The following is a 17,003-nucleotide window of genomic DNA, read 5'->3' on the forward strand; positions in this document are numbered from 1 at the left end:
GGCGAAAATTTGCCCGCGTGTAAGTTTCAGCCTTTAAAGTTCTCAGGCCGGGGCACCTTGCCCCGTCCCTTCCTTCTGCGACAGATGAAAGAGGTACTCGATGTTTTCATCATTCGCTATCGCCCTGTGCGGTGGTCTGTTAATTGGCTTGGCGGCAAGCCTTCTCATGGTCGTCAATGGCCGTATCGCGGGTGTCAGTGGCATCATATCCGGCGCCTTGTGGCGCAGTGAATCAGCGGGCTCGGCCATAGGCTGGCAGGTCTATTTTCTTGCCGGACTGGTGCTGAGCGGTCTGCTGCTGGCCACCCCCTTGGAGGCGTGGCTGGCTATCGAACCTGTGGTGATTAGTGCCAGGGGAATTGCCTTGCCGACCCTCTTGTTGGCGGGGCTGCTGGTGGGTCTGGGCAGTTCTCTGGGGAATGGCTGTACCAGTGGTCATTGCATCTGTGGCATGGGACGCCTGTCGCCGCGATCCATCGCGGCATCGTTACTCTTTATGCTGGTGGGCGTCATCGCCGCCGTGCTGCTGAGTTAGGAGGGGACTATGCGTAATTTAATGGCGTTATTGTCCGGATTGCTGTTTGGTGCCGGTCTGCTGCTCTCTGGGCTTGCCGATCCCGCCAAGGTGCTTGGCTTCTTAGATATCAGCCGTGTGGTCAGTGGTGAGTGGGATCCGAGCCTGATGCTGGTGATGGGCAGCGCCTTGAGCATCTATCTGCCCGTCTATCTCTTGTGGGTCAAACCCAGAGCCGCGCGTAAGCAAGGCCCGGTGCTGGACAGTCAATACCATCTGCCTGGCAACACCCGTATCGATGGGCAGCTAGTGCTGGGAGCCGCCTTGTTTGGCCTCGGCTGGGGCATGTTAGGCATCTGCCCTGGCCCCGCAGTGGTCAACCTGGCTAGCCTAGATCCCATGGCGCTGGCGTTCATGGCCGCCATGGTGCTGGGGGTCTACCTGGGTAGGCTGATTAAGAGAACGATCGCACGTAGGGAGTCTGGCCCAATCCAGATCTAAGCGGCTTATTTTTATATAAAAGTGCTTGGCAGCCTCACGCTTTGATGCTTAGCTTATAGGTAGATAATTGATAAGGCCAAGGTTGGCCATCTAGTCTGCTGGAGCCTGCTATGCACTGCTTGCTGTTTAGGGATAGGTTTGCGTTCTCTTTCTCTTTCTCTTTCTCTTTCTCTTTCTCTTTCTCGTACTCGTTCCCATTCTTCGTGGCGTTAGCGGTATTAGTGGCGTTAGCCCTGCGGCTGTTGGCGCCGGTCTGAGTCTGGTCGGTGCTATGTCAGAGATACCGCAGCCACTGTTAGCCCTCATCCTTCTTCTGGTTATCGCCTTAGCGGCTTTGGCGACCCTTAATCTTCTGCGCCGCCGTGCTGTCGACTTTGCCGCCTTGGCAAGCTCAGTCGACGATGGACTCATTCTTATCGATGACAGTGCCAGGATCTTGGCCCATAACCCTCTTGCCGCCACCTTGATGAAGGGCGAGGGCAGCGATATCAAGGGCCAAGCGCTCAGCCTCTGGCTCAAGGATTCCAGCGGTGAGCAGTTGCAATTGTTTGCCGACCGTCAGCTTGGCACCAGCATGAATCTGGGCCAAGAGATCTTAAGCTTTACCCGCCTGGCTCGTGAGCCCAAGGGGCTGCTCCTGTTGGTGCGTCATCACGACCTGGAACAGGACATTCGCCAGGATATCGCCCGCTATCACCACAGCCAGTATTTCGCCAAGATAGGCACCTGGGACTGGCAGGTAGGTACAGACACCCTCTATTGGTCCGATGCCATCTACGGCATCTTCGGCTATAAGCTGGGCGAGGTGACGCCCAGCTATGAGTTCTTCTATTCACGTGTGCATCCCGAGGATCGCGACAAGGTCAAGGCGGGTGAGGCGCGCTGCATCGCCACGGGGGAAAATCATGACGAGGAGTATCGCATCGTCTGGCCCGACGGCTCTGTGCACTGGATGCGCGAGACGGGAAACCTGGTGAAGGATAGCGAGGGGCAAGTGGTGAAGATGGTGGGTGTGGTGCGTGATATCACCCAGGAGAAGGCCTTGCATCATAAGCTGGAGCAGATGGCCCACCAGGACCCTTTAACCGGGCTGCCCAACCGGCTGCAGCTTGAGGTGCGCCTGAGTGAGGCGATTGGCGAGGCGGCGGCGCGAGATGGTCGCCTGGGACTGATCTTCATCGATCTCAATCAGTTTAAGGCGATCAACGATACCCAGGGGCATCAGGTGGGAGACAGGGTGCTGATGACGGCGGCGACCAGGTTGCAGAGCCTTCAGGGGCCAAAGGATCTGGTGGCTCGTATCGGCGGCGATGAGTTTGTGATGCTACTGCCCCAGTGGCCGACTGACGCTGAGCTGGAGGAGGTGGCGGCGCGCCTGGCCAAGGCGTTGTTTGAACGCTTCGGCGAGCCGGTGAGCCAGACCGGTAGGGGCATACAGGCCAGCATCGGCTTTGCCATCTATCCGGATCATGCCGGCCATATGGATGCGCTGCTGCATGTGGCCGATCAGGCCATGTATATCGCCAAGGGACGAGGTGACAACCAATATCATCTGGGGCCGGATCATAGAGCCGATCTCGGCCATCGTCTGGTCCTTTGAGCTAGCTGGCCGTCTGCAGCGCCGGGCTGGCCGATAACGCCTGCCGACGACGCAGGAAGAGGGCGTAATACCAGGTGAGCGCCGAGAACCAGGAGATGGTGAGCGTCCACACATCGTGGGAGATGAAGTGAGCCCCCCTGAGCTGTTGGGCGATGCCGAAGGTGAGCCCCAGTAGCAGACCAAAGCCTAAGCCAATCCAACGAAACCTTGGGCCATAGGCCAGGGCGAAGAAATAGAGTGCCACCCAGGCGTAGCCGCCGCTGGAGTGACCGGCGGGAAAGCATTGACCCGGCGAGTCGGCATCAAACTGACCCGAGAATAGCGAGAAATAATCGGCGCTACCGCCGAAGATTTTCAGGTGCCAGGGGCAGTCCAGGTGCACCAAGGACTTGCCGAGTCTTACCAAGAGCACGCTACTCAGCACGCTCATGAAGAGGAAGGCCAGGCCCCTGCGATAGGCCTTCAGGGCCGGTTTCCTGTAGCTTAGCCCCAGCAGGCTAAGCACTATCACCCCCAGCAAGATCACTAGGTTGCGCCCGCCGACATGGATTAGCTTCTCGGTTAGCCAGGCATTGCGTAGCGGCCAGCCGTCGACGCCACCTTCGAGTCGAAACAGCCATTGCCCCAGGGCGATATCCAGGTGGAATAGCTCGATGAGGCTGACCGCCAGTAAGAAGCAGATGGCGGGTAGCATGAGGTGATGACGCCAGAAGGCGGGTGAGGTTGGCGTGTCTACTGGCAGGCTAATCGACTCAGTCATCAACTCTGTCATCGACTCTGTCACCGGTTTGGCAATCGACATAGCAAAGTGTCCCATCGGCACCTAAGCTCAGGTGCAAAGATAAAAATAGCGGTTAGGGAAACAGTCTAGGGAGGGAGGCGTGAATATTATGTGGATCGCCCGGCCGCTTGGGCGCAGCCGGTATTTTTTGGGAAGCTGATTCTGTGGGAGCCGGTTTTTAGGGGGCCAATTTGGGGTACAGCCGAGGAGTTAGCGCTTGCTCGATTCCACGGCGGCGGCCTTGATCGCCTCGGCCAGTGCCAATACACCGTTGGTGCGCGATGGGCTCAGCTGACCGCTCAGCCCCAGTCGGTCGAAGTACTCGTGTAGATCTAAGGCGGCTATAGTTTTCTTATCCTGCCCCTGCACCGCGGTGAGCAGCAGGGCGATCAGCCCCTTGACGATGCGGGCATCGCTGTCGGCCAGGTAGTAGTGTCTGCCGTCTATCTCTCTGTGATAGAGCCAGGCGTTGCTCTCACAGCCTCTGACCTGAGCCGACTCCTGTCTTAACGCCTCAGCCAGTGGCGGCAGACGTTTACCCAATAGCATGAGGGCGCGGTAGCGCTCCTGCCAGTTAGCGGCCTGGGTGAAGCTTGGCAGTATCTCCTGGGGATCCAGTGTCAGGCCGGTAAAGGCCTCTGTGGATGGGCTTAGCTTGTTATCATTCATTTGGACATTGTCTCATACATTTAAAGCAGCAGCTCTTTTACCGATTTTAGCGCCTGGATGAAGCGATCGATATCTTCATCCGTGCTATACACGCCGAGGGAGGCGCGGCAGCAGCCAGCAAGGCCCAGGGTTTGCATCAGTGGCATGGCACAGTGATGGCCACAGCGCACGGCAATTCCCTGCTGATCCAACAAAATCCCCACATCCTGATGATGCTCGCCGCTAAGGTTAAAGGCCACGGCGCCGACATTGTCGTCGTGGGCGCCATAGAGGCTGATGCCCCCAAGTTGTTTGAGTTTGGCCTGAAGGCGTTTGAGCAGAGCCTGTTCGTGCGCCCTGACGGCCTCGCGCGGCAGCGACTGGATGAAATCGATGGCGGCGCCAAGGCCTATCACCTCGGCAATGGGCGGGGTGCCTGCCTCGAGGCGATTGGGCAGGATATTAAATGTGGTGCCTTCGAAGCTCACCTGCTTGATCATCTCGCCGCCGGTGAGCAGGGGATCTAGCTTGTCGAGCGCTTCATAGCGGCCATATAAGATGCCTATACCCGTCGGACCATACATCTTGTGGCCGGAGAAGAGGTAGAAGTCGCAATCCAGGGCCTGCATATCCACCTCGAGATGGGCGATCGCCTGGGCACCGTCGATGAGTGTGAGTGCGCCGACCGCCTTGGCCTGAGCGATCATCTCCTTAACGGGATTGACCGTGCCCAGCACGTTGGAGACATGGCACAGGGCGACGACACTCGGCTTACGGGCGAGCAGCTGTCGGTAGGCGTCTTGGTCGAGGCGCGCCTCGTCCGTGAGCGGGATGGGCACTATCTCGGCGCCGGTTTGTTTAGCCAGCATCTGCCAGGGGACGATATTGGCATGGTGGGCCGCGCTGTCTAACAGAATCAGATCCCCAGCCTTTAGCTGGCTGGCCAGCCCCAGGGCCACCAGGTTGATCCCCTCTGTGGTGCCATGGGTAAAGATGATCTCTTCCCGGCGGTCTGCATTAATGAAAGCCTTCACCTTGTCGCGCACCGCCTCATATTGGCTGGTGGCGCGGGCAGACAGCTGATGGGCTGCACGGTGCACGTTGGCATTGTCCGCCTGATAGTAGCGACTCATCGCGTCGATCACCCCCTGGGGCTTCTGACTGGTCGCGGCCGTGTCCAGATACACCAGCGGATAGTCGCCGAGTGACTGGGTGAGGGCGGGAAACTGACTGCGCAGCTGGCTAAATTCCATCGATTGGGTCCGTTGGGTGGTTCAAACAAAAAAGGCGCTCAGATCTTGGGAGATCTCAGCGCCTAATGCAAGTTCAATTAGCCTTTTAGGGCATCACTAGCCTGGTTTTAGGGGCAGGGGATACGATAGATGTCTGCCAGTTCGTCGATTCTGCCCAGCAGCTCGTCACTCAGGCTGACGGCCGCGCTGTCGATATTCTCTTTCAGCTGGTAGAGGTTAGTCGCCCCTATGATGTTGCTGCCCACGAAACGGCGGCCGTTGACGAAGGCCAATGCCATCTGCGCCGGGCTCAGGTTGAACTCCCGCGCCAGCTCCACATAGGCCTGGGTGGCATCCAGGGCCATCTGCGAACCTGTGTAGCGGGCGAAGCGCTTGAACAGGGTGAGTCTGGCACCCTCTGGCCATTGACCGTCTAGGTATTTGCCGCTCAGGGCGCCAAATGCCAGTGGCGAGTAGGCCAGCAGTGGCAGTTCTTCCCTGTGAGCGATTTCGGCCATGCCCACCTCGAAGCTGCGGTTAAGCAGGTTGTAGGGATTCTGCACGCTGATGATGCGCGGCAGGCCGTGCTTCTCCGCCAGCTGCAGATACTTCATCAATCCCCATGGGGTCTCGTTGGAGACACCTATGTAGCGGATCTTACCCGCCTTGATCAGATCCGCCAGGGCTTCGAGCGTCTCCACTATGGGGGTGAGCTTTTCGTCATCTTGCTCTTGGTAGAAGAGCTCGCCGAAGAAGTTGGTGTTGCGATCCGGCCAGTGCAGTTGATAGAGATCTATGGTCTCTATCTGTAATCGCTCCAGGGAGTCGTTAACCGCCTGATGGATGTTGCGCCAGTCCAGCGCCATGTTCTGACGGATATAGTCGCTCTTGCCACCAGGGGCCGCGACCTTAGTGGCGATAATGAGATCGTCACGCTTGCCCCTGGCCTTGAGGTAGTTGCCCAGGATGCGCTCTGTCTCGCCCTGGGTCTCGGCCTTAGGTGGTACGGGGTACATCTCGGCGGTATCGATAAAGTTGATGCCCTGTCCGATGGCGTAATCGAGCTGCTCGAAGGCCTCGGCCTGAGTATTTTGTTCATCCCAGGTCATGGTGCCCAGGCAAATTTTACTGACGTCTAAGCTGGAATGGGGGAGTCTTGTGTAGTCCATTCAAATCTCCAGAATGCGCGAGGATTACCTCTGAGGCTAGCAAGCTTTAATCTGAAACACTAGCTAATTTATCTCTCCCTAACTCAAAAATTATCTTGATGATTTGTTTGTAATTTCTGCGGCTAAAGTTTAAGCAGCATGGGGATTTCACAGGCATCGTGGCCCGTGTTGCCAAGGGGGGCTGAGAGGTGCTCGAAGCCGAGCTTCTCATAGAGATTGATCGCCTCGCTCAGGCAGGCGGTGGTCTCCAGATAGCATTGGCTAAAGCCCTGAGCGCGGGCAAACTCGAATGCCTGTAGTGCCATGCGTTTGGCAAAGCCCTTACCCCTGAGCTTGGGGTCGAAGTACATCTTCTGCAGTTCGCAGACATCATCGTGCCCCGGTAGCGGCGCGATACCGACGCCGCCCAGCACTAAGCCCTTGTAGTCGACCACCCAGTAGTGGGCCTTATCGTCCTGGTAGACGCTGTAGAGATCATCCAGGGTAGGGTCGGCGACGCTGTAGCCCTTGTCTGGCGTCAGGCCATACTCGGCGGAGACATTGCGGATCACCCTGGCGATATGGGGGTTGTCTTCCCGGGTGAGGCTGCGGATCTCATAGCACTGCTGGGCGTTGGCCAGATCGATGGCGCGGGTGTATTGGCCCAGGCTGGTTTCCAACTGGGTTATCTGCTCAGGTGACAGCTGAGCCAGGATCTCCTGGTACATCTTGTTCTGTTGTTCGTTCAGGCGGCTGAGCTGACGCTTGCCCTGGGGAGTGAGCTGACACAGCGAGCTGCGGCTGTCTCTGGGGTTGTTGCGACTCTTGGCAAAGCCCTTGTCGCAGAGTTGGCTCACGGCGCGGCTGGCATTGGACTTGTCGATATTCAGGGCCAGGGCCAGCTGCTTTATCGACAGCTCCTGAGCGCCGAGTTCGATCAAGGCGTGGGCCTGCACCGGCGACAGTGGCTGATCGCCACAGGCGGAGTTGAGCATGCCCAGTTGCCTCACCAATTGCCTCGACAGGCTGCGCAATGAAGAGCAGGTCTGGGGCAGTTCGACAGCCTGAGAGAGACAGGCTTCTTCGTGTATCGAAGGGCAAGATGGTGACATGGTTAAGATCCGTGTGAGCTATATAGTTGCGATATACATCTAACTTAGATCCCTAAAAAGAGAAATGCAAGCTTTTGCTAATGTAATCATCTGGACAGGTTCGGCCTGGCCTAACCTGCCTCGTTTCTCCTTACCTGGATTAAGACTTGTGGCGACCCCCGACGGCTGATCAGGCGAAGATCGCCGGGTTTAATAGCGGCGCCATCGCCAACACTATCGCCTGGGTATAGACGCTCTCACGGCTGGCCTTGCCCTGGGTAAAGAGACCGATAGCGCCCCCCTTCTGTTTGATGTTGACCGTGTTGAACAGCCTGTCCATCACATCGCCAAGCTCTTCACCGGCCACCAGGGCGTCGTACACCCGGGCGGGCAGGGGAAGCTGGGCGCTGCGACCTATGCTGAGTTGTCCCCTATGGATGATGGCCATGTAGGCGTAGGTGGCCGCGCCGTGATCGAACAGGTCTACCCCGCCCTCCATGGCAACATAAAGATCGGCCGCCAATGCCTCATCCTTCGTACCTTGTTGCTCGCAGTAGCGGGCGCGGTTGATGGCGCCCTCGCGGGTCTCAGTATCTGTCATCGGCTGGGCGGCAACCCCCGAGGGAGCGTGTATGCCCAGGCAGAGGATCTCGGCTTCGGGAAACAGCAGAGAGAGGGCATTGCGGGCGGCGCCTATCTTGACGGGATTGGTCGAGCCGACCGTGATGCGAAGGATAGCTTGTTGGCTGAGAGCGCTGGGCATGGGTATTCCAAAAGTGAATGAATCGACAGGGCGCCATTTTGCCATAAAGCGCCTCGGGATGCATGGCGGCGGAGGCTGGGGGCGCGGCGAATTTCTTAACCCGTTTATGCCAGCCCGTGGCGATGAAAGCCGCTGGCGCTGGGCTGGGCCGAGATGACCTTAGTTTAACAGATGTGAAAAAGGGTAACGTGGATGTGATGTTCAGGTTCGCTTTGGTTAGCGCGAGATTGCCGTTATGAAAATTTATAACGTAATAATTTCGATTTGGCTCACAAAGCCGATTCATTCTGAAAATTCATTACAAAAAAGGGTGTCAGATCAATTTCTGGCGACCCGGCTGCTATATGCTGTGCCCGAATTTTAGTCGTGCTCGCCGGGCGAAAAGCACCTTATGGCGGGGCGTCGGACCACTCAGATGCTAGAGCATCGATAAGGTTATTTTATGCAAAACGAAGCGACAATCTCTGATGTTAATCTCACGCAGCGCCAAGGTTGGACTCGCAGCGATACAACCTGGATGTTGAGTCTTTTCGGCACCGCAGTGGGCGCCGGGATCCTGTTTCTGCCCATCAATGCGGGCATGGGAGGCTTCTGGCCACTGGTGTTGATGGCCGCCATCATAGGCCCAATGACCTATCTGGCTCACAGGGGCCTGTCCCGTTTCGTCTGCTCTTCCCTGCGTCAGGGCAGCGACATCACCCATGTGGTCGAGGAGTATTTCGGTGTCGGCGCCGGTAAGGCGATCACCTTACTCTACTTCTTCGCCATCTACCCCATAGTGCTCATCTATGGCGTGGGGATCACCAACACGGTAGACAGTTTCATCGTTAACCAGCTGGGAATGGCCTCGCCGCCACGCTTCCTGCTGGCCGGTATCTTAGTGCTGGGCATGATGTCTGTGATGGTGTCTGGTGAAAAGTTCATGCTCAAGGTGACTCAACTGCTGGTGTATCCGCTGGTGGGGATTCTGGCCTTCATGTCGCTCTACCTGATCCCAAGCTGGAAGATAGACGCCCTGATGGAAGTGCCTGCCGCCGGTGAGTTCTTAGGTACCGTTTGGCTGACCATTCCTGTACTTGTGTTTGCCTTCAACCATTCGCCGGCCATCTCGCAGTTCTCGGTATCGCTGAAGAAGCAACACGGCAGCCATGCCGCCAAGAAGGCCGATGTGATCCTGCGTAACACCAGCATGATGTTGGTGGGCTTCGTGATGCTGTTCGTCTTCTCTTGCGTGTTGTCACTCAGTCCGGCGCAGCTGGCGGAGGCCAAGGCGCAGAATCTACCGATCCTCTCTTATCTGGCTAACGTGCATGCCAGTGGCTTCGTGAGCTACTTCGGCCCCATCATCGCGGTGATCGCCATCGTTTCCTCTTTCTTCGGTCACTATCTGGGTGCCACCGAGGGCCTGAGGGGGATCATCACCAAGCAGCTGCGCAGCAGCAACAAGGAAGTGTCGGACGCCAAGATCGACAAGTTTATTCTCGGCTTCATGTTCCTGACCATTTGGGGCGTTGCCGTGATCAACCCGAGCATCCTGGGGATGATCGAGGCCCTGGGCGGCCCTATTATTGCAGCCATCCTCTACCTCATGCCTATGTATGCCGTCTATAAGGTGCCTGCACTGAAGGCTTACCGTGGTCGCATTAGCAACATCTTCGTGATCCTGGCTGGCTTGCTGGCGATGACGGCCATCCTCTTCGGCATGCTCTCTTAATCGACTCATGTCGCGCCCGGCGATAGACCGTCGGGCGAATCTCTGTGGAAGTATTTATGGTTAGCGCATTTGATATTTTTAAGATAGGTGTGGGTCCCTCCAGCTCGCACACTGTAGGGCCGATGAAGGCTGCCAAAGGATTTGTTGACGACCTGCGTCAGCGTGGAGAACTACTGAGTATCACCAGCGTCAAGGTGGATATCTATGGCTCCCTGTCGCTCACCGGCAAGGGCCACCACACGGATAGCGCCATCATCATGGGGCTGGCGGGTAACAGTCCTGAGTCGGTGGATATCGACCTGACGCCCGAGTTTATTCGCCAGGTGGCCTTGACCTCCTGTCTGCCGCTGGGCAGCGAGGCCCACGGGGTCGACTTTCCGCCCGAGGCCGTGGTGTTTCATCGCGAAGCCCTGGCGCTGCATGAAAATGGCATGACCCTGAGCGCCTATATCGGCTCCCAGTGCGTCTACAAGAAGACCTATTACTCTATCGGCGGCGGTTTCATCGTCGACGAGGAGCATTTTGGGATGACGGCGGCCAACGAAGTGGTCTTGCCATATCCCTTCGCCAATGCCACCGAGCTGCTGGATTTGTGCCAGGAGACGGGCATGAGCATCAGTGCCATCATGATGGACAATGAGCGCTCGCTACATAGCGAGGCCCATATCGCCGAGGGGTTCGAGGCGGTGTGGCACACCATGAAGGAGGCGATCGAGCGCGGTTGTCACACCGAAGGAGTCTTGGCCGGCCCGTTAAGGGTACCGCGCAGGGCGCCGGCCTTGTATCGCCAGCTGGCCACGGGTGAGCGCCTGTCGGCGGATCCTATGATGATCGTCGACTGGATCAACATGTTTGCCCTGGCGGTGAGTGAAGAAAATGCCGCCGGGGGCCGTGTGGTGACCTCGCCCACCAATGGCGCGGCGGGGATCATCCCGGCCGTGCTGGCTTATTTCGACAAGTTTATTCAGCCCGTCGGCCCCAAGGAATACAGCCGCTACTTTCTCGCCGCCGCGGCGATCGGTGGCCTGTATAAGCGTAACGCCTCTATCTCTGGCGCCGAGGTGGGCTGTCAGGGAGAGGTGGGGGTTGCCTGCTCTATGGCGGCCGCCGGCTTGGCGGAGCTGATGGGCGGTAATCCGGCCCAGGTCTGTATCGCCGCCGAGATCGGCATGGAGCACAACCTGGGGCTGACCTGCGATCCCGTTGCCGGTCAGGTGCAGGTGCCTTGCATCGAGCGCAATGCTATCGCCTCGGTGAAGGCGATTAACTCGGCGCGCATGGCACTACGCCGCAACAGCGAGCCCAGAGTCAGCCTGGATAAGGTGATCGCCACCATGTATGAGACCGGCAAGGATATGCATGTGAAATACCGCGAGACCAGCCAGGGCGGCCTGGCGATCAAAGTCACCAGCATATGTGCATAAGGCTTGTGTATAAGCCTTGCGCATCAGCTCTGTAAATGAGCCATAAAAAACGCCCTCAGGGGCGTTTTTTTATTGAGTGAGGTGTTTGCTTTAGCCGCTACTTTTCTTCATACATCAGGTAGTAGCTCTGCTTCATGCCGAGGGCCTCATAGGTCTTTTGCGCCTTGTGATTCTCTTGCTCGACATAGAGTCTGAAGCTGGCGGCGCCGCCTGCCTCCTCGGCAATCTGCTTCACCGCCTGATACAGCTTGGCGTAGATCCCCTGACGACGATTCTCTGGGCGGATATAGACGCTCTGGATCCAGTAATAGTCTTTGGCGCGCCAGTCGCTCCACTCGAAGGTGACCATGAGTGAGCCCAAGATCTCGCCAGCCTCTTCTGCCACCAGATAGAAGCCGCGGGCAGGGTTTTCGAGTAGTGTCTGTACGCCCTTGGTGAGGGTCTGTTGATCTAGGCTGAGCCCCTCGGTTTCGTTGGCCATGGCCTGGTTAAACTGTACCAGTGCGCCGAGATCTGATTGTTGGCCTTTTCTTATTTGCATTATCGCCTCCTTAAATTTGGCCATACTCTAGCATGCTTCTCTGCCAAGCAAAGCCAAACCGGGGCAGAATTTTTTCGATTGGCTCTTAGACTAAAGTCTAACTCTGCTATGCTTTGAAGATGGGGCTGCGAAGTGTCTATGGGGTGAGAAGATGAGTGATTCTGAGCAGAGAGAGTCTAGTAAAATTAATCAAAATCAGCGTGATAGCTTGGTTCGTGGTCAGGAGCTGGATAGGGTGAACCATCTGCTGCATTTCCTGCTGACCCTGGCCACCCTCGGCGTCTGGGGACTGGTGTGGTGGCACCTGATCTTAAAATCCCAGGGCAAGGCGGAGCGCCTGTTTCATGGCTTCGACGACGCCTACTGGAGCCACCTTATCGAGCGCGAACAGCCCCCTGCCGCCCTACATACCTTTAGGGTCGACGCCAAACAGGAATCAGTTTACTTCGAGGCCTGATGGGCCGCGCTTGATATGAATCACAGCTTACTGCAGGTTTCTCTGATATTATCCCGTTCCCATTTGCGTCTGCCGCTTGCAGCATTGCAACTTGCTCTGAAGGAATAAGGGCGGCAGAACCAAACCACTCTCGCGATTCAAGGTTATTAATGATGCGTCAACAAACCTCTTCTTGGCTGGGCCGTGCCTGGTCTGGCTGGATGTCTGTGCCCCTGTGGCTACAAATCCTTATCGGTATGCTCCTGGGTATTTGTACCGGTTTAGGCCTGGGTGAGCAGGCGGTACTGCTCAAGCCGATAGGTACGCTTTTTGTCAACACCATCAAGATGTTGATCGTCCCCTTGGTGTTCTGTTCCCTGATTGTCGGCGTGACTTCGATGCAAGACACGGCCAAGATGGGCCGAATCGGCTTTAAATCCTTCGCCTTCTATCTGGGGACCACCTCTATCGCCATCACACTCGGCCTGGCCGTGGGGCACTTCATGCAGCCCGGCGCCGGGCTGGCGATGACCTCGGCAGAGAGTCACAGCGCGGTGAAAGAGGTGCCCTCCATTATGGAGACACTGATTAACATAGTACCCACCAATCCCATCGCGGCGCTGGCCAGTGGACAGATTTTACAGGTGATCGTCTTTGCCGTGGCCTTGGGTATCGCCCTGGTGTTGATTGGCGATCACGGTAAGCCCGCCATCAAGGTGTTCGAGAGCCTTGCCGAGGCCATGTATAAGCTGACCGACATGGTGATGAAGCTTGCGCCTTACGGGGTATTTGGCCTGATGGCCTGGGTGGCAGGCGAATATGGCATGGACATGTTGATGCCGCTCATCAAGGTGATCCTGGCGGTTTATATCGGCTGTGCCCTGCATATCATAGGCTTCTACAGCCTGGTGCTGACCTTTGTGGCCAAGCTTAACCCGGTGCAGTTCTTCAAGGGGATCAGCAATGCCTTGGCGGTGGCCTATACCACCTCGAGTAGTGCCGGTACTCTGCCTGCTAGCATGAAATGCGCCAGCGAGTCTTTAGGGATCAACAAGAAGATCTCCAGCTTCGTCCTACCCCTGGGCACCACCATCAACATGGATGGCACCGCCCTGTATCAGGGGGTTACCGCCCTGTTTGTTGCCCAGGCCTTCGGTATCGATCTCACCTGGGTCGACTATATCACCATTATTCTCACCGCGACCCTGGCCTCTATCGGTACCGCGGGTGTTCCTGGTGCCGGTCTGGTGATGTTGACCCTGGTACTGACGACAGTTGGTCTGCCGCTGGAAGGGGTGGCCATCATCGCGGGTATCGACCGTATCCTGGATATGGCGCGCACCGTGGTTAACGTGTCGGGAGATCTGGTGGCCACCACAGTGATCGCCAAGTCAGAAGATGAGCTTGACCTGGAGCACTATAACGCCGACGCCGAGCAGAGCCAGATACTGGCAGAGCGGCTGGATAGCTAATTTAGGCTAGCTAATTTAGGCTAGCTAAGCCGCTAGGCTATAAAAAAACCGCCTTAAAGGCGGTTTTTTTGTGGGGCTAATCTCGACAATTACTGCTTACTGAGCACCAATTGGGTCTTACCGTCTGCGTCTTTGAGCAGCAGCTTACCCTTGGCCAGCTCGGCCTGGGTCACCTCAGACATCGCCTGCATGACGGTATGCTCCTGCTGCATCAGGGCATCGACACAGGCTTTCATCGTGCTACCAGCTGGGGAGAGGGACAGCGCTTGGCCGTCCAGTTGATACTTACCGAAAAATTGGTTGCAGCTGTTATTGCCGCTGAGTGCGCCATCTTCGGCGAACACCAGCTGAGCCGGGCTGTAATCGATGGCGGCCTTACCCTGGGCGGCCTCTATGTGCCAGCTACCTAAAATATCCAGATCCTCGCCGCCCATGAGAGATGTGCTTTGACAGGCTGATAAGCCGAGCAAGGTACCGGCGATAAAAATAAACTTCTTAAACATGGGGAAACTTCCAATTCTGTGAGACAGATATTTTGACAAGCTTACTCTTAATTAAAAAGCCTTAATCGGGGTTTTTCCATGATATTTTGTTCATGCTAAGCTGTTTCTACTGTCGGCTGGCGGACACCGACGGCAAATTTTCTGATATGGGAAAGATAAAGCGATGATGACAGGATTAAAACTGGCCCACTGGCTGGGACTCGCGATGGTGATGGTGGGCCTGGGGATCTATGGCCTGACCTCTTGGGCAGAGCAGATGCAGGGGATACTGCTGGTCTCTAGCCTGCTAGGTCTGGGTCTGGTGATGATGTCGCCTTTCCCCATAGTGCTCTTCATTCAATGGGCAAAGGCGCAGGATCAGACTCAAGCGGAAACACAGCAAGATAACCAAGGCTAAATTTGCCTTAAGCCTTTACGTCGCCCTGCTGTGCCAGCTTTTGGTTGGCATGTAGATTCTGTCTCGCCGCCTCGACCATAGGTTCTATGGCCAGATGTGTGGTAGGGGTGAAGAAGCTCACGCCTATGCTGATCTCCGCCTTGATCTCTTCCTTGGCGATCTGCTTGAGCAGACGCTTGGTGAGGGATTCGAGATTGGCCTGACTATCCACGAAGGCCAAGATGGCAAACAGGCCATCCTCGATCCGGGCCGAGACATCGGCATCACGCATATTATGGTGTATGACCCGCGCCAGCTGTCTGAGTCCATGACTCTGCTCGAGTTGTCCCTTGTACTGGGTATTATCTTGCAACAGGACGATACCCGCATGGGAACCGAAACGACGGCTGAGGCTGAGTTGTCTCGGCGCCATCAGGTTGAAACCATAGGGGTTGAGCATGCAGGTAAGGTCGTCTTGTACCGACATCATCTGGATCTGCTGCATCAGGAACAGATGCTTGAGCTCCGCCTGGATCAGGGCCTTGGCGTTTTCCATAAGCGGCAGGAGTCGCTGAAAATGTTTGCTGCGCTGGCTGTCACAGATCAGCATCACCCCGAAGGCCTGACCGTCTGACCAGTAGAGGGGCAGGGCCAGTAGGCTGTCGAAGCGGGCCAGATGACTCTCGGGATCTTGGCTCTCTGTGAGATCCAGCAGGCCGTAGGCGGTATGCTTGCTCAGGGCGTGGGTCAGGCTGGCATCATAAAACTGGGTGCCGGCATAGAGATTGAGATCCGTGCGCTGGCGACTACAGACGACCTGATATTCGCCGTCGATACATTGCAGTACCACACTGGCCTGAGCCTGATAAAATTCATTAAGTAGATCAACTTGTTGCTGCCAACGTGGCAGAGTAATGGCGGGATGATCGGCTTCCCTGAGCCAGAGGCTGGTATCGGCGCATTCTAACAGCATAGTAGTGCTCTCTTATTGTTATTATTTAATTGCATAACTCGCTAGTCTCTGTCGATCAGCCTAAAGACTGACGACACAAAGTGTTTACATCATACTCAAAAATCATATGTTGTGAGAATGTAAATTTTCAATTTTTGCGAGCAAAATCTATTTTCTATTCTCTATTACCCCACTGTGCAGGTATCTGTTTGCTAACAGAAACGGCCGAAATTAGCCCTTGCTCTCCGTCTCCACCGCATCCTCGTTCCGATGATAGGACTTGAGCTGTTGCTTGGCCTGTTCCAGCATAGGCGCCAACTTGGCGGAGGAATCGGGAGCGAAGAAGGAGTGCCCCGAGTCCAGCTGTAGGCGATCGTTTTGTTGGGCCAGCAGCTTTTCGACCCTGCGGCTGATATGGCTAAGGTCGCGCTCGGCATCGACGAAGACCAATACCACGAACTGGCTGTGGCTGTAGTGTGCGGCGATGTCGGCGGTGCGTATGGTGTCCTGGATGATGTTGCCAAGTAGCCGGATATGTTTGTCCTCTATCTCATCTATCATAGGTGGATTGGGATAGAGCTCGAAGAAGAGTATGCCTGCATGGGCACCGAAGCGTCTGCCCAGGTTGAGCTGTCTGGGCGCCATCATGATAAAGCCGTAGTGATTCAACATGCCTGTGTCACGGTCGCGCATCGACAGCGACTCGATACGCTGACTCTGACAAAGTAGCGCCAGATCTTGCTGCAACAATATTTGGAAGGGTTCCAGCATGAAGGCGTTATTGCTGGCGGTTTCTCTGCTGCCAGGATTGACCACACAGAGGCAACCGAAAATTGTGCCGTCTGGCCAGAGAATCGGCCGGGATAACAGGCTGCTGGCGGTGGCGAGATCCTTAGGCAGCTCGGCATTGGATTCTCGGCTCAGATCCAGGTTGATCCCTTCGGGCTGGCTGTTGGACAGGCGGGTAAAGAGCTCGAATTTTTCGTTATACAGGGTGCCGGAGAGAAATTTGCGGGTGTCGTTGATGGAGCTGACGATGATCTCAAAGCCAAGATCCGTCTGCTGGGCGACGAAGGCGACATCGGCCTCGAAATAGCGTTTCATCAGCTCACATTGATGCATCCACCTGACTAAGTTGATTTGCGCGTTATCGTTTTCAAGTATACTCACACCCGTATGAATGTTTTCCGGCAGCATGATCGGCTCTAACCTATTGGTGTTTCAAGTTTGTTAAGTGTGGTAGTCGATGAGCTATTTTGCAAATAGCCCGAATATTTAAGGGGATATCCTTGTTTCAATTGAGTATA

Annotated in this window: 18 protein-coding genes; 8 read left to right on the forward strand and 10 right to left on the reverse strand. The window is 56.2% G+C overall.

Features of this window, described 5'->3' with window-relative positions; genetic code table 11:
* Positions 1-100 precede the first annotated feature (100 nt).
* The 3 genes from L2731_RS03220 (at position 101) to L2731_RS03230 (ending at position 2,615) form a co-directional block, all read left to right on the forward strand.
* Entirely contained in the window at positions 101-535 is a 435-nt protein-coding gene (locus tag L2731_RS03220) for a YeeE/YedE family protein (protein WP_239852368.1), read from the forward strand.
* Positions 536-544: 9 nt separating this feature from the next.
* Positions 545-1,015 (forward strand): DUF6691 family protein, encoded by a 471-nt coding sequence (locus L2731_RS03225; protein ID WP_041508511.1) that lies wholly within the window; start codon positions 545-547, stop codon positions 1,013-1,015.
* A gap of 271 nt (positions 1,016-1,286) precedes the next feature.
* A complete protein-coding gene (locus tag L2731_RS03230) occupies positions 1,287-2,615 on the forward strand; it encodes a diguanylate cyclase domain-containing protein (RefSeq protein ID WP_249251814.1) in 1,329 nt (442 codons plus the stop codon).
* Between the two features lies 1 nt (position 2,616).
* Here the strand turns inward: L2731_RS03230 and L2731_RS03235 are convergent, their stop codons facing one another.
* From L2731_RS03235 to yjjX, 6 genes are all read right to left on the reverse strand, one after another.
* Positions 2,617-3,417, reverse strand: coding sequence for a phosphatase PAP2 family protein (locus L2731_RS03235; protein ID WP_249251815.1), 801 nt, complete (start codon positions 3,415-3,417; stop codon positions 2,617-2,619).
* Positions 3,418-3,606: 189 nt separating this feature from the next.
* Complete coding sequence (locus tag L2731_RS03240; RefSeq protein ID WP_249251816.1) at positions 3,607-4,065, reverse strand: SufE family protein; 459 nt, start codon at positions 4,063-4,065, stop codon at positions 3,607-3,609.
* Positions 4,066-4,085: 20 nt separating this feature from the next.
* Positions 4,086-5,297, reverse strand: a complete 1,212-nt coding sequence (locus L2731_RS03245; protein ID WP_249251817.1) for a cysteine desulfurase — start codon at positions 5,295-5,297, stop codon at positions 4,086-4,088.
* Positions 5,298-5,404: 107 nt separating this feature from the next.
* Complete coding sequence (locus L2731_RS03250; protein ID WP_249251818.1) at positions 5,405-6,445, reverse strand: NADP(H)-dependent aldo-keto reductase; 1,041 nt, start codon at positions 6,443-6,445, stop codon at positions 5,405-5,407.
* Positions 6,446-6,567: 122 nt separating this feature from the next.
* A complete protein-coding gene (locus L2731_RS03255; RefSeq protein ID WP_239852357.1) occupies positions 6,568-7,536 on the reverse strand; it encodes a bifunctional helix-turn-helix transcriptional regulator/GNAT family N-acetyltransferase in 969 nt (322 codons plus the stop codon).
* A 169-nt stretch (positions 7,537-7,705) separates the two neighbouring features.
* On the reverse strand, positions 7,706-8,278 hold the full coding sequence (gene yjjX / locus L2731_RS03260) for an inosine/xanthosine triphosphatase (protein ID WP_249251820.1): 573 nt from the start codon (positions 8,276-8,278) through the stop codon (positions 7,706-7,708).
* Positions 8,279-8,720: 442 nt separating this feature from the next.
* Between yjjX and L2731_RS03265 the strand changes: the two genes are divergently transcribed.
* Both L2731_RS03265 and L2731_RS03270 read left to right on the forward strand, forming a co-directional pair.
* Positions 8,721-9,992, forward strand: a complete 1,272-nt coding sequence (locus L2731_RS03265; protein WP_249251821.1) for an aromatic amino acid transport family protein — start codon at positions 8,721-8,723, stop codon at positions 9,990-9,992.
* A gap of 56 nt (positions 9,993-10,048) precedes the next feature.
* Positions 10,049-11,416, forward strand: coding sequence for an L-serine ammonia-lyase (locus L2731_RS03270; protein ID WP_249251822.1), 1,368 nt, complete (start codon positions 10,049-10,051; stop codon positions 11,414-11,416).
* Between the two features lie 97 nt (positions 11,417-11,513).
* On the opposite strand, the gene L2731_RS03275 is transcribed toward L2731_RS03270, so the two are convergent.
* The gene (locus tag L2731_RS03275) at positions 11,514-11,957 is read right to left on the reverse strand and encodes a GNAT family N-acetyltransferase (RefSeq protein WP_239885548.1); all 444 of its coding nucleotides are present in this window, start codon (positions 11,955-11,957) and stop codon (positions 11,514-11,516) included.
* Positions 11,958-12,108: 151 nt separating this feature from the next.
* Here L2731_RS03275 and L2731_RS03280 point away from each other — a divergent pair, with 151 nt between their 5' ends.
* Together L2731_RS03280 and L2731_RS03285 are read left to right on the forward strand one after the other, a co-directional pair.
* A complete protein-coding gene (locus L2731_RS03280) occupies positions 12,109-12,414 on the forward strand; it encodes a DUF4234 domain-containing protein (RefSeq protein WP_052813598.1) in 306 nt (101 codons plus the stop codon).
* Between the two features lie 152 nt (positions 12,415-12,566).
* Positions 12,567-13,865 carry a dicarboxylate/amino acid:cation symporter gene (locus L2731_RS03285; RefSeq protein ID WP_239853223.1) on the forward strand — a complete coding sequence of 433 codons (1,299 nt, stop codon included), beginning with the start codon at positions 12,567-12,569 and terminating at the stop codon, positions 13,863-13,865.
* A gap of 89 nt (positions 13,866-13,954) precedes the next feature.
* Here L2731_RS03285 and L2731_RS03290 read toward each other — a convergent pair whose 3' ends face one another.
* Positions 13,955-14,368, reverse strand: a complete 414-nt coding sequence (locus tag L2731_RS03290) for an META domain-containing protein (protein WP_249251823.1) — start codon at positions 14,366-14,368, stop codon at positions 13,955-13,957.
* 163 nt (positions 14,369-14,531) lie between these two features.
* Here L2731_RS03290 and L2731_RS03295 point away from each other — a divergent pair, with 163 nt between their 5' ends.
* Positions 14,532-14,765, forward strand: coding sequence for a hypothetical protein (locus tag L2731_RS03295; protein WP_239852351.1), 234 nt, complete (start codon positions 14,532-14,534; stop codon positions 14,763-14,765).
* 7 nt (positions 14,766-14,772) lie between these two features.
* Here the strand turns inward: L2731_RS03295 and L2731_RS03300 are convergent, their stop codons facing one another.
* Together L2731_RS03300 and L2731_RS03305 are read right to left on the reverse strand one after the other, a co-directional pair.
* Positions 14,773-15,717 carry a GGDEF domain-containing protein gene (locus L2731_RS03300; RefSeq protein ID WP_249251824.1) on the reverse strand — a complete coding sequence of 315 codons (945 nt, stop codon included), beginning with the start codon at positions 15,715-15,717 and terminating at the stop codon, positions 14,773-14,775.
* Between the two features lie 210 nt (positions 15,718-15,927).
* Positions 15,928-16,893 (reverse strand): nucleotidyl cyclase domain-containing protein, encoded by a 966-nt coding sequence (locus L2731_RS03305; RefSeq protein ID WP_249251825.1) that lies wholly within the window; start codon positions 16,891-16,893, stop codon positions 15,928-15,930.
* Positions 16,894-17,003 lie beyond the last annotated feature (110 nt).

This window comes from Shewanella aquimarina, assembly GCF_023349185.1.
Classification (GTDB): Bacteria; Pseudomonadota; Gammaproteobacteria; order Enterobacterales; family Shewanellaceae; genus Shewanella; species Shewanella aquimarina.

Coding starts and splice junctions, on each gene's coding strand:
- L2731_RS03220 (WP_239852368.1), top strand. CDS start 101: ATGTTTTCATCATTCGCTATCGCCCTGTGCGGTGGTCTGTTAATTGGC.
- L2731_RS03225 (WP_041508511.1), top strand. CDS start 545: ATGCGTAATTTAATGGCGTTATTGTCCGGATTGCTGTTTGGTGCCGGT.
- L2731_RS03230 (WP_249251814.1), top strand. CDS start 1,287: ATGTCAGAGATACCGCAGCCACTGTTAGCCCTCATCCTTCTTCTGGTT.
- L2731_RS03235 (WP_249251815.1), bottom strand. CDS start 3,417: ATGTCGATTGCCAAACCGGTGACAGAGTCGATGACAGAGTTGATGACT.
- L2731_RS03240 (WP_249251816.1), bottom strand. CDS start 4,065: ATGAATGATAACAAGCTAAGCCCATCCACAGAGGCCTTTACCGGCCTG.
- L2731_RS03245 (WP_249251817.1), bottom strand. CDS start 5,297: ATGGAATTTAGCCAGCTGCGCAGTCAGTTTCCCGCCCTCACCCAGTCA.
- L2731_RS03250 (WP_249251818.1), bottom strand. CDS start 6,445: ATGGACTACACAAGACTCCCCCATTCCAGCTTAGACGTCAGTAAAATT.
- L2731_RS03255 (WP_239852357.1), bottom strand. CDS start 7,536: ATGTCACCATCTTGCCCTTCGATACACGAAGAAGCCTGTCTCTCTCAG.
- yjjX (WP_249251820.1), bottom strand. CDS start 8,278: ATGCCCAGCGCTCTCAGCCAACAAGCTATCCTTCGCATCACGGTCGGC.
- L2731_RS03265 (WP_249251821.1), top strand. CDS start 8,721: ATGCAAAACGAAGCGACAATCTCTGATGTTAATCTCACGCAGCGCCAA.
- L2731_RS03270 (WP_249251822.1), top strand. CDS start 10,049: ATGGTTAGCGCATTTGATATTTTTAAGATAGGTGTGGGTCCCTCCAGC.
- L2731_RS03275 (WP_239885548.1), bottom strand. CDS start 11,957: ATGCAAATAAGAAAAGGCCAACAATCAGATCTCGGCGCACTGGTACAG.
- L2731_RS03280 (WP_052813598.1), top strand. CDS start 12,109: ATGAGTGATTCTGAGCAGAGAGAGTCTAGTAAAATTAATCAAAATCAG.
- L2731_RS03285 (WP_239853223.1), top strand. CDS start 12,567: ATGCGTCAACAAACCTCTTCTTGGCTGGGCCGTGCCTGGTCTGGCTGG.
- L2731_RS03290 (WP_249251823.1), bottom strand. CDS start 14,368: ATGTTTAAGAAGTTTATTTTTATCGCCGGTACCTTGCTCGGCTTATCA.
- L2731_RS03295 (WP_239852351.1), top strand. CDS start 14,532: ATGATGACAGGATTAAAACTGGCCCACTGGCTGGGACTCGCGATGGTG.
- L2731_RS03300 (WP_249251824.1), bottom strand. CDS start 15,717: ATGCTGTTAGAATGCGCCGATACCAGCCTCTGGCTCAGGGAAGCCGAT.
- L2731_RS03305 (WP_249251825.1), bottom strand. CDS start 16,893: ATGCTGCCGGAAAACATTCATACGGGTGTGAGTATACTTGAAAACGAT.